General features: G+C 60.2%; 16 protein-coding genes. All 16 read right to left on the reverse strand.

Features of this window, described 5'->3' with window-relative positions:
* The 16 genes from fliQ to fliE all read right to left on the reverse strand — a co-directional run bounded on the left by fliQ (position 1) and on the right by fliE (position 13,440).
* Entirely contained in the window at positions 1-270 is a 270-nt protein-coding gene (gene fliQ / locus IOD17_RS16765; protein ID WP_233686166.1) for a flagellar biosynthesis protein FliQ, read from the reverse strand.
* Positions 271-272: 2 nt separating this feature from the next.
* Positions 273-1,058 carry a flagellar type III secretion system pore protein FliP gene (gene fliP, locus IOD17_RS16770; RefSeq protein ID WP_233686167.1) on the reverse strand — a complete coding sequence of 262 codons (786 nt, stop codon included), beginning with the start codon at positions 1,056-1,058 and terminating at the stop codon, positions 273-275.
* Positions 1,058-1,489 (reverse strand): flagellar biosynthetic protein FliO, encoded by a 432-nt coding sequence (gene fliO, locus IOD17_RS16775; RefSeq protein WP_233686168.1) that lies wholly within the window; start codon positions 1,487-1,489, stop codon positions 1,058-1,060. Before fliO ends, fliP begins: the two co-directional genes overlap by 1 nt.
* Before the next feature lie 2 nt (positions 1,490-1,491).
* Positions 1,492-1,962, reverse strand: a complete 471-nt coding sequence (gene fliN / locus IOD17_RS16780; protein ID WP_233686169.1) for a flagellar motor switch protein FliN — start codon at positions 1,960-1,962, stop codon at positions 1,492-1,494.
* 37 nt (positions 1,963-1,999) lie between these two features.
* Positions 2,000-2,971 carry a flagellar motor switch protein FliM gene (fliM, locus tag IOD17_RS16785; RefSeq protein WP_108490484.1) on the reverse strand — a complete coding sequence of 324 codons (972 nt, stop codon included), beginning with the start codon at positions 2,969-2,971 and terminating at the stop codon, positions 2,000-2,002.
* A gap of 13 nt (positions 2,972-2,984) precedes the next feature.
* Positions 2,985-3,515, reverse strand: a complete 531-nt coding sequence (gene fliL, locus IOD17_RS16790; RefSeq protein WP_233686170.1) for a flagellar basal body-associated protein FliL — start codon at positions 3,513-3,515, stop codon at positions 2,985-2,987.
* 232 nt (positions 3,516-3,747) lie between these two features.
* Positions 3,748-4,995, reverse strand: a complete 1,248-nt coding sequence (locus IOD17_RS16795; protein WP_233686171.1) for a flagellar hook-length control protein FliK — start codon at positions 4,993-4,995, stop codon at positions 3,748-3,750.
* A 116-nt stretch (positions 4,996-5,111) separates the two neighbouring features.
* Positions 5,112-5,465, reverse strand: coding sequence for an Hpt domain-containing protein (locus tag IOD17_RS16800; protein WP_233686172.1), 354 nt, complete (start codon positions 5,463-5,465; stop codon positions 5,112-5,114).
* A gap of 30 nt (positions 5,466-5,495) precedes the next feature.
* On the reverse strand, positions 5,496-7,190 hold the full coding sequence (locus IOD17_RS16805) for a fused response regulator/phosphatase (protein WP_233686173.1): 1,695 nt from the start codon (positions 7,188-7,190) through the stop codon (positions 5,496-5,498).
* A gap of 15 nt (positions 7,191-7,205) precedes the next feature.
* Complete coding sequence (locus IOD17_RS16810) at positions 7,206-7,511, reverse strand: STAS domain-containing protein (RefSeq protein WP_090252075.1); 306 nt, start codon at positions 7,509-7,511, stop codon at positions 7,206-7,208.
* A 158-nt stretch (positions 7,512-7,669) separates the two neighbouring features.
* A complete protein-coding gene (fliJ, locus tag IOD17_RS16815) occupies positions 7,670-8,122 on the reverse strand; it encodes a flagellar export protein FliJ (protein WP_233686174.1) in 453 nt (150 codons plus the stop codon).
* A gap of 3 nt (positions 8,123-8,125) precedes the next feature.
* A complete protein-coding gene (gene fliI / locus IOD17_RS16820; RefSeq protein ID WP_233686175.1) occupies positions 8,126-9,487 on the reverse strand; it encodes a flagellar protein export ATPase FliI in 1,362 nt (453 codons plus the stop codon).
* Positions 9,477-10,295: a flagellar assembly protein FliH gene (fliH, locus tag IOD17_RS16825; RefSeq protein WP_233686176.1), complete on the reverse strand. Its 819-nt coding sequence runs from the start codon at positions 10,293-10,295 to the stop codon at positions 9,477-9,479. Before fliH ends, fliI begins: the two co-directional genes overlap by 11 nt.
* 3 nt (positions 10,296-10,298) lie before the next feature.
* On the reverse strand, positions 10,299-11,315 hold the full coding sequence (fliG, locus tag IOD17_RS16830) for a flagellar motor switch protein FliG (protein WP_233686177.1): 1,017 nt from the start codon (positions 11,313-11,315) through the stop codon (positions 10,299-10,301).
* Positions 11,308-13,095 (reverse strand): flagellar basal-body MS-ring/collar protein FliF, encoded by a 1,788-nt coding sequence (fliF, locus tag IOD17_RS16835; protein WP_233686178.1) that lies wholly within the window; start codon positions 13,093-13,095, stop codon positions 11,308-11,310. The genes fliG and fliF overlap by 8 nt, the downstream gene beginning before the upstream one ends.
* 15 nt (positions 13,096-13,110) lie before the next feature.
* On the reverse strand, positions 13,111-13,440 hold the full coding sequence (gene fliE / locus IOD17_RS16840; protein ID WP_090252062.1) for a flagellar hook-basal body complex protein FliE: 330 nt from the start codon (positions 13,438-13,440) through the stop codon (positions 13,111-13,113).
* Between the last annotated feature and the right edge of the window lie 15 nt (positions 13,441-13,455).

Consider the following 13,455-nt stretch of genomic DNA (forward strand, 5'->3'; position numbering starts at 1 on the left):
TCAGCCGATCAGCAACGGAATGTTCATGATCAGGTTCTCGGTGTACTCCATCAGCTCGCGCACCAGCCAGGGCCCGGCGAAGATCAACACCAGAAGAATTACCAATAAGCGCGGCAGAAAGCTCAGGGTCTGTTCGTTGATCTGAGTTGCTGCCTGGAACATTGCCACCAGCAATCCGACCACCAGACTCGGCACCACCAGGATGCCGACGATCATCGCGGTCAGCCACAAGGCTCCGCGTACCAGATCAACCGCCACTTCAGGGGTCATGGCTAAGTGCCTCCGAAACTGGCAGCCAGGGTGCCCATGATCAGCGCCCAGCCATCAATCAGTACAAACAGCATGATCTTGAACGGCAGCGAGATGATCAACGGCGACAGCATCATCATGCCCATCGCCATCAGAATACTGGCCACCACCATGTCGATGATCAGAAAAGGGATAAAGATCATGAAACCGATCTGGAAGGCGGTTTTCAGCTCTGAGGTCACGAAGGCCGGAATCAGAATGGTCAGCGGTGTGGCTTCCGGGCTGACGATATCGGTGCGCTTGGACAGGCGTACAAACAGCTCCAGGTCGCTCTCGCGGGTCTGCGCCAACATGAAGTTCTTGATCGGCACTTCCGCCTTGAGAATCGCTTCCTGCGCCGGCAGTTGCTCGTTCAGGTAAGGCTGCAAGGCGTCGCGGTTAATCTGATCGAACACCGGCGCCATGATGAACATGGTCAAAAACAGCGCCAGGCCCACCAGAATCTGGTTGGATGGCGTTTGCTGCAGACCCAGAGCCTGCCGCAGGATCGAGAAGACGATGATGATCCGGGTAAAGCTGGTCATCAGCATGACGAACGCTGGAATAAAGCTCAGCGCGGTCATGATCAGCAGGATCTGCAGGCTGACCGAATACTCCTGCTGACCACCGGCATCGGTGCTCAAGGTAATGGCCGGGATCGACAGCGGGTTACTGCCCGACTGAATCAAAGTACTGGCAGTTGGCGGATCAGCGGCGAACGCCAGCGAAGCCCCCAGGCTGAAAAACACAACCAGCAACAAACGCAGCATCAGGATTTGTCCTTCTGATCCTTGCCCAACAGCTCCATCAGGCGCTGGGCAAACTCGCCCGTGGCCGGCTCCGCATCGGGTAGATGCACAGGTTCCTTGAGTACATGCAAGGCGCTGATGGTGCCGGGCGTCAGCCCCAACAGCACCTGTTCGCCGCCCACCTGTACCAGCACCAGGCGATCCCGTGGACCCAGCGGCTGAGTGGCCAAAACTTTGATCACCTGCCCGCCACGCGGCACGATCTGCTGCACCCGACGCATCAACCAGGCCAACAGGAAGATCAAGCCGATAACCAGCAGCAGCCCCAGCAGCAATTGCACCACCTGCCCACCCATACCACTGCTGGCCAGCGGTGCAGCAGTCTGCGCAGCAGGCTCGGCGGCCCAGGCAACAACGGGTAGGAACAGGCCCAGCAACAGGGATTTATGCATGGTCAGCGCAGCTTCTTGATACGTTCGCTGGGGCTGATCACGTCAGTCAGGCGGATGCCGAACTTTTCGTTCACCACCACCACTTCACCGTGTGCGATCAGTGTGCCGTTAACCAGCACATCCAGCGGCTCACCCGCCAGACGATCCAGTTCGATAACCGACCCCTGGTTGAGCTGCAACAGGTTGCGGATGGTGATATCGGTATTGCCCACTTCCATGGAAATCGACACCGGAATATCCAGAATCACATCCAGGTTCGGGCCGTCCATATTCACCGGCAGGTTGACCTTGGGGGTGCTGTTGAACTCCTCCATCGGCGCACGTGGAGCCGCTGGCACAGGGTCGCTGGCGGCAAGCATGGCATCGATATCATCCTGGCCGGCGTCGCCCGCTTCGGACAATGCCGCCGCCCACTCATCGGCAAGCGCCTGCTCCTCGGGGGAAGTGGCTTCGTTTTCGTTTTCGTCTGCCATCGTTTTTCCTCGGCTGGCGTTGAATGGGGTTTAACGGTTAGCGCTGGCGCTCGATCGGCTCAAGCACCTGCAAAGCCAGATTGCCTTTGTGTGCGCCTAATTTGACCTTGAACGCCGGCACGCCATTGGCACACAGCACCACGTTTTCCGGCAGCTCCACCGGAATCACGTCACCGGGCTGCATATGCAGAATGTCGCGCAGCTTGAGCTGACGACGGGCGACAGTTGCCCCCAGCGGCACGCTGACGCCCAGAATGTCTTCACGCAGGGCCTTGATCCAGCGCTCGTCCTGGTCATCCACATCGGACTGGAAGCCGGCATCGAGCATCTCGCGGATTGGCTCAATCATCGAATACGGCATGGTGATATGCAGATCGCCACCACCGCCATCGAGTTCGATGTGGAAAGTCGAGACCACGATCACTTCGCTGGGGCTGACGATGTTGGCTAGAGCCGGGTTCACTTCCGAGTTGACGTACTCGAAGTTGATATCCATCACCGCATGCCAGGCTTCCTTGAGGTCGATAAACGCCTGATCAAGCACCATGCGCACCACGCGCAGTTCGGTTGGGGTGAACTCACGCCCTTCGATCTTGGCATGACGGCCATCACCGCCAAAGAAGTTGTCCACCAGCTTGAACACCAGTTTGGCATCCAGGATGAACAGCCCGGTGCCACGCAGCGGCTTCATCTTCACCAAGTTGAGGCTGGTGGGCACATACAGCGAATGCACGTATTCGCCGAACTTCATCACCTGCACCCCCCCCACCGCGACATCGGCAGAGCGGCGCAGCAGGTTGAACATGCTGATGCGGGTGTAACGGGCGAACCGCTCGTTGATCATTTCCAGCGTCGGCATGCGCCCACGGACAATGCGGTCCTGGCTGGTCAGGTCATATTGTTTGACGCTTCCCGGTTCGGCTTCGTCCTCGGTTTCCACCAAGCCGTCATCGACGCCATGCAGCAGGGCATCGATTTCATCCTGGGAAAGCAGGTCTTGCACAGCCATATACGGCTCCTGGTTACTGCAACACGAGGTTGGTGAACAACACTTGCTCGACCGTAACTTTACCGGTCTCCTTCTGCGCCAGTTCCTGCACGCTGGCGGTTGCCTGCTGACGCAGCATTTCCTTGCCGACCGGAGTGATCAGCGAGGCAAAATCCTGGCTGGAAAACAGCATGACCAGGCGATTACGCAGTACCGGCATATGCACTTTGAGGGCATCCAGAGCGGCCTGATCGCGGGTCATCAGGGCCACGCTGACCTGCATGTAACGGGCCCGGCCCTGATGATTGAAATTCACCACAAAAGCCGGGGCAAGCTCTTCGTAGATCGCTGCCTGCTTGACTGGCACCGCCGGTTCGGCTGCCGCAGCTGCCTTGGCTTCCTCGGCAGCACCATCATTCTTTTTGCTCAGAAAGAACCAGGTTCCGCCAACGGAAAGGCCCACAGCCAGCAACACAGCAATAACGATGATGATGATCAGCTTCATTTTGCCGGCTGGTTTCGCCTCGGCGCCCGCCGCTGCGGGTGCTGCTTCTTTCTTAGCCATGCCAATAATCCGTCGTTATTCGGAGTTTTATCCGTTTTCAAAGGGTTAAGAGCAAGTGTTATGCCAGTCTATCAACAAACCTGCTCAATCTCGGTGGCCTACCCCGCAGGGCGATACGGCCAAGGCACACGCCAGCAGCGGGCCCAAACAAAATCGCCCGGCTCCCACAATCGGGGAGCCGGGCGAAATGCAGTTTAGATCAGTGAGCCTGGCAACTACAGCGGCAAGCGCTCTAGGCGTAATAATCCACCAGGCCACGGGCACTGACCGTGCTTGTACGAGCGGGCTCAACACCCCCCGGATGCAGTTCCTCATCAGCGCCCAACAGCTCGCTGGAAGCACCGCCACGGCCACGCCCGCCATCACCTTCCTGGCCTTGCCAGCCGCGACTGAGCGATTGGTCAGAGACATTGACGTCCAACTGGTTCATGCCCTGCTGGGCAAACAGCTCACGCAGGCGATGCATCTGCGAATCCAGCGCCTCACGCACCCCGGCATGGGGACTGGCAAAGGTCACCTGGCTTTGCTCCTGATTGACGCTGATACGCACTTCCAGACGTCCTAGCTCAGCCGGATCCAGTTGAATCTCGGCAGATTTTAGGTTCTGGCTGGACATCACCATGACCCGATCCACCACGGCTTCACTCCAGCCGCCCTGATGCATCGGTACTGGCTGCCCGACCACCACCGGCGCCCGAGCCGACAACGGTGTCTGTTGACCAATAGCCTGGCTCAGCGCATTGAGCTTGCTGACAAAGTTTTCCGGTGTGGTGTTTGCCGTACCCTCTTTCAACGCCTCAAGGCCCTTGCCTGTCAGCGCCTCCAGCTGCAACTCGGGCAGTTCGAGGGCGTCACCCTCTACCGGCACCTCATCCTGCACAACCTGACTGGCCAGCAGACTCTGGCTGATACTTTGCGCCTGCGCCGAAGGTGTTGCTGCCTGGTCGGCCTGCAGCTTGTCCTTCGCCCCCATTTCCAGGGCCATGCGCACGGCCGGCAACTGGTTGAGCGCGTCCAGTTCAGGATCAAAACTGGCGTCGGTCATGCTCGCCGGACCGGAGCTGGTCAGGCTGGTCGTGGCCACGGGTAACGCGTCGCTGACGGTTGTCAGCTCTTCGCTGTCCTCGGGGGGCAACTCACCGGTAATGCCCAACAGCAATAGCGGATCAAGCACGGCACCCTCGACTGCCGGATCACTCGGCAAAGGCTTGCCGCTATCGGCAATCTCGCTCTGTCCGGCGGTGGCAACTGCCTGCGTGTCTTCGTCTTTCTTTTCCGCAGGTTTGCTGTCGCGCGCAGGCTTGGCGGAAGCCTCGCTACGCTCGGAAGCCTTGGCCTGACGCGCCTTGGCATACTCCTGAGAGAAGCTGGAAGCCTCATTTCTGCTGGGCTCTGCGGGTTTGGCCGGCGCTTTTGCTGCAGCAGCCCGGGTCTTAACTTCAGGGGCCGATTTGAGCAGCAGATCGGGGGCAACGGACATGGATACTCTCCGCTCTGGGTTGGTCGTACGGAGAGTTTTGCAAGGGACGGGCCAACTTGTTGGCCACAGGATAAACAGCAGAGCAATGCAGCAAAATCAGGCTCAGCGCAGCAAGACTAATGCCGATAACGCTGGCGCTCGGACTTGAGCAGGATGCGTACGATGGCAAATTCCCGTTCGATCTGCTCGACCAGATCGGGTGCCAGCTCAAGCTGCTCACGCCGCCCGACCTCTTCCAGCTGTTTGCACAGCCCCGCCAGCATCAGCGCGCCCATGTTGCTGCAACTGCCTTTGAAGCTGTGCGCAGACAACCGCAGGTTCTGTGCATCGGCAGCCTGCTCAGCTTGGCGCAGCACCAGCAGACGCTCTTCAGAGTCAGCCAGAAAAGTGTCCAGCAACACCGGATACTCATCTTCCATGACATCCTGCAACGCCGCCAATACGGCACTATCAAGGTGAATATCGGACAACGGCTCGCTCCCCTCGCGTGTTGCCCCGGATTATGCCCCAGGCAACCAGGAAAACTCCACGCGCACCCCCGGTTCGCCGTCGCCCCAGCTGCAACGTTCACTCAGTTGCCTGACCAGGGCCAGCCCGCGACCACTCAGGCTGTGGCTGTTGCAGGGCTCAGCCGGCACATGCTGCGCATCGAACCCTGAACCGCTGTCCTCCACACGGATAATCAAACGCCCACCGGCGCCTTCCGGTAGCAATTGCAGGTGAAAACGCACAAAACCGTCGGTCAACGCGGCCAGACGCACGCCGCGCTGACGGTAATACTCGGCAAACCCTTCGGCATCGGCCTTTAGCGCCGAGTCTAGGCCCAGCACACCGTGTTCCAGAGCATTGGAATAGAGCTCGGCCAGCACACTGAACAGCGCGCCACCTTGCGGGCGCAGACCTTGCACCTCCAGGAGCAGCTGCAGCAGAAACGGCAGCGGGTTGAAGTGGCGAAGGGTTTCCCCGCGAAACTCGAAACTGGCGGACCAATCCAGCGAATGGCTCTGGCCATTGTCGGCAAAGGCCAGTGGCGGCCGGCTCAGTTGACCATCGGCGACCAGACTGACTTCCAGCAGGCTGACATCATCCTGCTGCTCCCCACTGAAACGCAGTAACGCCTGCTGAATCTCGGCAAACAACGCCTGGGGTTCACGGTTGGCGGCAAACACCTCAAGCAGCCGCCCTTCACCAAACAGCTCGCCCTGTTTGTTACAGGCTTCCAGCACACCATCGGAGAGGAGGATTACCCGATCCCCGGGCGCCAATGGGTAGACCTCGTACTTATCGTTGAAGGCGCCGGGCTCCAGAACGCCCAGGGGCAGGTGCCGCGATACCAGCGGCAAGCGCTGGCCGTTGGCGTGGAGCAGGTAACCGTCAGGCAGACCACCGTTCCACACCTCGACCACCTGACGCTGAAAGCTGATATTCAGCACGCTGGCGCAGCAGAACACTCCGCGCGGCAGGATGCGCTTGAGCTTGGCATTGATCTCGCGCAGCACCTCGGCCAGGGAATAGCCCTTGGCGGTCATGCCATAAAACACTTCAGCCAGCGGCATCGCACCAATCGCGGCGGGCAGACCATGCCCGGTGAAATCACCGAGCAGCACATGCATGCCACCAGAAGGTTTAAAAGCCGCCAGCAGCAGGTCGCCATTGAAGACCGCATAGGGTGATTGCAGGTAGCGGATATTCGGTGCATCCAGGCAGCCGGAATGCGCCACCTTGTCGAACACGGCTTTGGCTACACGCTGTTCATTGAGCAGGTGCTCGTTGTGCCGGGAGATCAGGTCGCGCTGCTGCAGCACGGTTTCCTGCAGGCGCCGCAGGCGATCCATGGCCTTGATCTTGGCTTCGAGAATGACCCGGTTATAGGGTTTGGCGAGAAAGTCGTCGCCGCCGGCCTCCAGGCACCGCACCAAGGCTTCGCCTTCGGTCAGCGAGGTGAGGAAAATAATCGGCACCAGCTCTTCGCCGGCCGCCTGCTTGATCCGTCGCGCGGCTTCAAAACCGTCCATGACCGGCATCAGGGCATCCATCAGCACCAGCTGCGGGCGCTCCTGCTCAAACAGCGCCACGGCCTCCAGGCCATTACTAGCCGTCAGCACGCGATGCCCCTGACGGCTGACAATGGTCGACAGCAACATGCGGTCAGCCGCGTTGTCCTCGGCAATCAGGATGGACAAGCGCTCGGACATGACACGTGCTCCGTGTCAGGCGATCTTGAACAGCTGCTCGAAATTCGAGATGGCGAGAATCTTGCGCACATCCGGGTTGCAGTTGAGCAAGCGGATCTGCGCACTGTCACCACCCGCGTGGTCACGCAGCAGCAACAGCATGCCGAGCGCCGAACTGTCCAGGTAGGTGGTGTCTTTGAGGTCTACAACGTAGCGTTGTGGGGTGCTGTTGACGCGCTCGTAGGCATTGCGAAATTCCTGATGAGCACCGAAGTCAAAGCGTCCCTGAATCAGAATGGTCAGCTCTTGCCCATCAGATGAGGGCAGCGAGGTGATGGCCATGAATTACTCCTATCAACGAAAAGACCGGGCCGCACGTTCAGGTGGGCCAGACTGCAGGTTATGCATGATCAAGATGTAGCATCGCTACGCCCAGGCGGCAACTGTTTAGGGTGAGCTGATGTTGCCATTCATGCGCCGCGACCTGACGGCAATTCGGCCTAGTACTGCGAATTGCGTGCACTCAGGCGTTGCGACAGCTCATCAAGCAGTTTCTGCTCGCGCTTGTCTTCGGCCATGCGGGCTTCGTCCTGGTAGCGCTTGACCAGTTTGCGCAGCCCCTCCAGACGGGCATAACGCTGCTGCCACACGTCACGCACCTTGTGCATATTGGCGCGGTGCCAGTCCACGCTATTGCGCTGCTGACCAATCGCTGTTTCCAGTTGCGAAAGAAAGCGCTGGTAGTTCATCAGCCACTGCCCGGAAACGCCGCGCTGGCCCTCGCTGATCCACTGCTGCTGATAATCGCCGCGATAGCGCTCCAGATCGCCCAGCTGCACTTCAGCCTGACGCAACAGGCCTTGGGCGTGGCCGAGCTGCAAGGCAGCTTCGCGCTCGGCCCGCTCGGCCATGTCCACCACCGGTGCCAGCCGTGCGGCGCGGCTTTGTGCCATGGATTAGGCCCCTGCTGCCGCGGGGTTGAAGGTGGCCGCCAGCTGGGTGCGACTGCTTTCCAGGCTCTCGTTATCTTGCAGGCTCTGGCGCAGGTACTTGACCATGGCGGGCTGGCGGGCAATTGCCAGATCAGTGTCGGCATCGCCACCAGCAACATAAGCGCCCACACTGATCAGATCGCGACTCTGCTGGTAACGCGACCACAACTGCTTGAAGCGCTGCGACAGGCGCAGGTGCTCTTCGCTGACCACTTGCGGCATCACCCGACTGATCGACGCTTCGATATCAATGGCCGGGTAATGCCCCTCCTCCGCCAGGCGGCGGGACAACACGATATGCCCGTCGAGCACGCCACGGGCGGCATCGGCAATCGGATCCTGCTGATCATCGCCTTCGCTGAGTACGGTATAGAACGCGGTAATCGAACCGCCACCCTCTTCGGCATTGCCGGCACGCTCCACCAGCTTCGGCAGGCGGGCAAACACTGACGGCGGATAGCCTTTGGTGGCAGGTGGCTCGCCAATGGCCAGAGCGATTTCGCGCTGGGCCTGGGCAAAACGGGTCAGCGAGTCCATCAACAGCAGCACGTTCTTGCCCTTGTCGCGGAAATACTCGGCAATCCGCGTGCAATACATCGCCGCGCGTAAACGCATCAGCGGCGCATCGTCGGCTGGCGAGGCTACCACTACTGAGCGCTTGAGCCCCTCGTGACCGAGGATCTCATCAATAAACTCTTTTACCTCACGGCCCCGCTCACCTATCAGCCCGACCACGATGATGTCGGCCTCGGTAAAGCGCGTCATCATGCCCAGCAATACCGATTTACCCACACCGGTACCGGCAAACAGGCCGAGGCGCTGGCCACGGCCGACAGTGAGCAAGCCGTTGATCGAACGGATGCCGACATCCAGCGGTTCGCTGATCGGGTGGCGATTGAGCGGGTTGATCGTCGGGCCATCCATCGGCACCCAGTCCTCGGCCTTCATGCCACCCTTGCCGTCGAGGGCGCGACCGGTGCCATCGAGCACTCGGCCAAGCATCGACATGCCCATCGGCAATCGTCCGGTATCCGGCAATGGCACCACGCGGGCACCGGGAGCGATACCGGCCAGACTGCCGACCGGCATCAGAAAGATCTTGCCATTGGCAAAGCCCATAACCTCGGCTTCAACCTGCACGGGATGGTAGCTGTCGTCGTTGATCACCAGACAACGGCTGCCCAGGGCAGCACGCAGGCCCTCGGCCTCCAGCGTAAGCCCCACCATGCGCAGCAGGCGCCCTTCCACCAGGGGTTGAGTGGGCAACTGCACGGCATCGGCATAACCGCCCAAACGCTTGGCGAAACTCACCCGTTCAAGGCGCATCGACGTTCGCCTGCTTGTCTATCGGCGCGGTATCCAGGTCGATATGCAGATCCGCTTCCTGCGGATGCGCGGCCTGTTCACGCTGCTGCTCGAACAGTTGCTTGAGGGCCTGATTGAGGCGGGTTTCCACGGTGGCATCAATGCGGCTGAGTTCACTTTCCACCCGGCAGCCTCCGGGCAGCAGCGAAGCATCTTCGAGAATGCGCCAGTTTTCTTCGTGGCGTTCACGCAAGGCCTTGATCATCTCGAAATCTTGCGGATTGACGTGAATGCGGATGTTACTGGTGCCCATGGGCAGCAGTTTGAGCGCTTCGCTCAAGACCTGACGGATCTGGCTGGAATCGCTGACCAGCTCGCGCTGAATCACCTGGCGCACCATCTGCCCGAGCAGCGTCACCATCGCCTCTTCCAGTTGCTGATCCTGCGCAGCGATGGGCTCGAACAGCTGCGCCATCAGTTGCTCAAGGCCGACCATTTTCGCCGCCAGGGCCATGTCGGACTCCTGCTTGGCTTTCAGCTGACCGGCATGGAAGCCGTCTTTCTCACCCGTGGCAAAACCTTCGTTGTAGGCATCCTGGCGAATGGCTTCCAGCTCATCCAGCGTCAAGGGTTTGACGTCTTCCAGTGCCACTTCTTCGCTTTCGGCCGGCACCTGCTCGCTGACCTCGACCACCGACTCGGCCGCCTGCTCCTCTTCACTGGGCTCAGGCGTTTCCACTTCCGGGTCAAAGCTGGGTAGCGCCCATAGGTCAACGCTCTTGAGATCCTTGGCGCGAATCAGCTCGCTGGGCGGCTCTTTGCTGGACATTGTTTAGACCATTTCCTCGCCACCCTTACCGCCCAGGACAATCTCCCCGGCTTCGGCCATGCGGCGGGCAATGGTAAGGATTTCCTTCTGCGCAGTTTCCACGTCGCTGACACGTACCGGGCCTTTGGCTTCAAGGTCATCACGCAGCAGCTCGGCAGCGCGTTTGGACATGTTCTTGAAGACTTTTTCCTTGATCGCCTCGTCCGCGCCCTTGAGCGCCAGCACCAGCACGTCCGAGGACACTTCACGCAGCAACGCCTGAATGCCACGGTCGTCGACATCGGCCAGGTTGTCGAAGACGAACATCAGGTCTTCGATCTGACTGGAAAGGTCTTCGTCGACTTCGCGGATCGAATCCATCAATTGACCCTCAACCGAACTGTCGAGGAAGTTCATGATGTCCGCCGCACGCTTCACCCCACCCAACGCAGCACGGGATGTGTTGGCACTGCCAGAGAACTGCCGTTCAAGAATATCGTTGAGCTCTTTCAGCGCTGCAGGCTGCACGGTTTCCAGCGAGGACACCCGCAAGACGATATCCAGACGCACCTTATGGTCGAAGTGGCCCAGCACTTCACCGGCCTGATCAGGGTCAAGATAGGCCACCACGATGGCCTGAATCTGCGGGTGCTCATAGCGGATCACATCCGCCACGGCGCGCGGCTCCATCCACTTCAGGCTGTCAAGGCCGCTGGTGCTGCCGCCCAGCAGAATGCGGTCGATCAGGTTGCCCGCCTTGTCCTCGCCCAAGGCTGCGGTGAGCATCTTACGGATATAACCATCGGCGCCGACGCCCAAGCTGGTCTGATCACCGACGATCTCGACGAACTCGCCCATTACCTGCTCAACCTGCTCGCGCTGGATATTGCGCATACCGGCCATGGCCACGCCAACGCGCTGCACTTCCTTCGGCCCCAGGTGGCGCAGCACCTGGGCAGCGTCGGTTTCACCCAGCGACAGCAGCAGAATCGCGGCCTTGTCGACCTTGCTCAACTTAGTGGCGGTTCGATTCTCACTCATCGGCGTTAATCCACTCTTTGACGACCTGGGCTACGCGGCCCGGGTCTTCGGCAACCAGGCTCTTGATCGCGTTCAGTTGTGCATCATACCCCTCACTCGGGCTGGGCAGGAGGATGCTTTGCGGGCCGCCCAGGCTGACCCGATCTTCGGCCAACTCGCCACCTAGCGCGCCCATTTCGCCCAGTTCAACGTCGCCATCGCGACCATCGCCCTGCGCCTTGCCGCCATTGGTGATGTTGTTGAGCACTGGACGCAGCACGCCGAACACCAGAATCAGGATAAACAGCACACCGAGCACTTGCTTGACGATGTCCCAGAACCACGGCTGGGTGTAGAACGGAATATCGATCAGCTCCTCGCCCAGTTCGGCGGAGAACGGCGTATTGATCACGCTGACGCTGTCGCCACGGCTGGCATCGAACCCCACTGAGTCCTGCACCAGGCGAGTAAAGCGTGCCAGGTCATCACTGCTCCATGGCACCCGGGTGGTTTCGCCCGTGGCTGCATCGACCTTGACCTGATCATCCACCACCACGGCCACCGACAGACGACGCAAGCGCCCCTGCTGCTGCTTGGTGTAGCTGATCGAACGATCCAGTTCGAAGTTGCGTGTGGACTGCTCGCGCTTGTCTGCCGGGTATGGCGCCAACATCGGCAGGCCGGTGGCCGGGTCGATGATCTGCGCACCATTGGCATCCAGCAGTGGTTGCCCGGCCGCAATCGGCCCCGGCACCGCAGCCGCACCCGCGCCGGCCTGCTGTGGCGCCGCGCCGGCAGCCGGAGGCTGGTTACTCAGCGCACCCGGAACACCCTGTGGCGGCTGACTGCTGGTTCGTTGCTCGTTGACTGACTGCTCACTGCGCAGCGCTGGTTGGTCCGGGTTGAACATTTCCGAGGTGGACTCCACCGCACTGAAGTCCACATCCGCCGACACTTCGGCCTTGTAGCGACCCGAGCCGAGCACCGGCTGCAGGATGTTATGCACGCGCTGGGTGAACAGGCTTTCCATGCGGCGGCTGTAGTCGAATTGCTTGCCGGCCATCGTCAGCTCGGACATTTCCTGAATATCCGAGAGCAGGTTGCCCTTCTGGTCGACCACGGTAACTTGCGACTTGTCCATTTCCGGCACGCTGCTGGCGACCAGATTGACAATGGCCATCACCTGACTGGGCTCCAGGCCACGACCGGAATACAGCTCGACCAGCACCGAGGCGCTGGGCTTGCGCTCATCACGCACGAACACCGAACTCTTCGGGATGGCCAGGTGTACGCGGGCAGCCTTGACGTTGTTCAGACTGGAAACCGTGCGGGCCAACTCGCCTTCCAGACCACGGCGATAGCGGGTGGCCTCCATAAACTGGCTGGTACCCAGCCCCTGTTCCTTGTCGAGGATTTCAAAACCGACGCTATTGTCCTTCGGCGCAACGCCAGCTGCCGCCAGACGCATACGCGCGCGAGCCAGGTCGTCAGATTTGACCAGCAAGGCGCCGGAATTCGGCTCCACGGTGTATTTGATATCAGCGGCAGACAGCGTCTCCATTACCTGGGACGCGTCCATGCCATCGAGGCTGCCGTACAGCGGGCGGTAATCCGGCTGCTGCGACCACAGCACCACGGCAAAACCGATCGCCACACTGGCCGCCAGGCCAACCAGCAGACCGATCTGCCGCAACATCGACATATCGGAGAGGTTTTCCAGAAAGGTCAGGCCGAACAACGGTTTTTTCGGCTCATCGCCACCGGTGGTGGCAGGTACGTTTGCAGCGACGGCTTCAGCCATGATTCAGCCCTACCCTTAAACCGGCATCTGCATAATGTCTTGATAGGCCTGAACCAGCTTGTTGCGCACCTGGGTCATGGCCTGAAAGGAAACGCTGGCTTTCTGCGAAGCGATCATCACGTCCGTCAAATCTACGCCACTGGTGCCCATTTCAAAGGCTGTGGCCAGCTTATTGGAGGCTTGCTGGGTTTCGTTGACCTTGCCCACCGCCTGCCCGAGCATCTCGGAAAAGCTCGGCGCGCCGGGTTCAGGCGTGCTGGCGACAGGCTTCTGACGCGCCATAGCATCGGCCTGCATGGAACGCATCTCCAGCATCAAGCGATTGAATTCAACACCCTGGCTCATCACTACCTCCACTGG

This window comes from Pseudomonas anguilliseptica (assembly GCF_021375795.1).
Lineage (GTDB): Bacteria > Pseudomonadota > Gammaproteobacteria > Pseudomonadales > Pseudomonadaceae > Aquipseudomonas > Aquipseudomonas anguilliseptica_A.

Excerpts from the sequence above, each read along its gene's own strand:
- fliN (WP_233686169.1), bottom strand. The coding sequence starts at position 1,962 with ATGGCAGACGAAAACGAAAACGAAGCCACTTCCCCCGAGGAGCAGGCG.
- fliQ (WP_233686166.1), bottom strand. The coding sequence starts at position 270 with ATGACCCCTGAAGTGGCGGTTGATCTGGTACGCGGAGCCTTGTGGCTG.
- fliJ (WP_233686174.1), bottom strand. The coding sequence starts at position 8,122 with ATGGCACAAAGCCGCGCCGCACGGCTGGCACCGGTGGTGGACATGGCC.
- IOD17_RS16795 (WP_233686171.1), bottom strand. The coding sequence starts at position 4,995 with ATGTCCGTTGCCCCCGATCTGCTGCTCAAATCGGCCCCTGAAGTTAAG.
- fliI (WP_233686175.1), bottom strand. The coding sequence starts at position 9,487 with ATGCGCCTTGAACGGGTGAGTTTCGCCAAGCGTTTGGGCGGTTATGCC.
- fliG (WP_233686177.1), bottom strand. The coding sequence starts at position 11,315 with ATGAGTGAGAATCGAACCGCCACTAAGTTGAGCAAGGTCGACAAGGCC.
- fliO (WP_233686168.1), bottom strand. The coding sequence starts at position 1,489 with ATGCATAAATCCCTGTTGCTGGGCCTGTTCCTACCCGTTGTTGCCTGG.
- fliM (WP_108490484.1), bottom strand. The coding sequence starts at position 2,971 with ATGGCTGTGCAAGACCTGCTTTCCCAGGATGAAATCGATGCCCTGCTG.
- IOD17_RS16810 (WP_090252075.1), bottom strand. The coding sequence starts at position 7,511 with ATGGCCATCACCTCGCTGCCCTCATCTGATGGGCAAGAGCTGACCATT.
- fliF (WP_233686178.1), bottom strand. The coding sequence starts at position 13,095 with ATGGCTGAAGCCGTCGCTGCAAACGTACCTGCCACCACCGGTGGCGAT.
- IOD17_RS16805 (WP_233686173.1), bottom strand. The coding sequence starts at position 7,190 with ATGTCCGAGCGCTTGTCCATCCTGATTGCCGAGGACAACGCGGCTGAC.
- fliL (WP_233686170.1), bottom strand. The coding sequence starts at position 3,515 with ATGGCTAAGAAAGAAGCAGCACCCGCAGCGGCGGGCGCCGAGGCGAAA.
- fliE (WP_090252062.1), bottom strand. The coding sequence starts at position 13,440 with ATGAGCCAGGGTGTTGAATTCAATCGCTTGATGCTGGAGATGCGTTCC.
- fliH (WP_233686176.1), bottom strand. The coding sequence starts at position 10,295 with ATGTCCAGCAAAGAGCCGCCCAGCGAGCTGATTCGCGCCAAGGATCTC.
- fliP (WP_233686167.1), bottom strand. The coding sequence starts at position 1,058 with ATGCTGCGTTTGTTGCTGGTTGTGTTTTTCAGCCTGGGGGCTTCGCTG.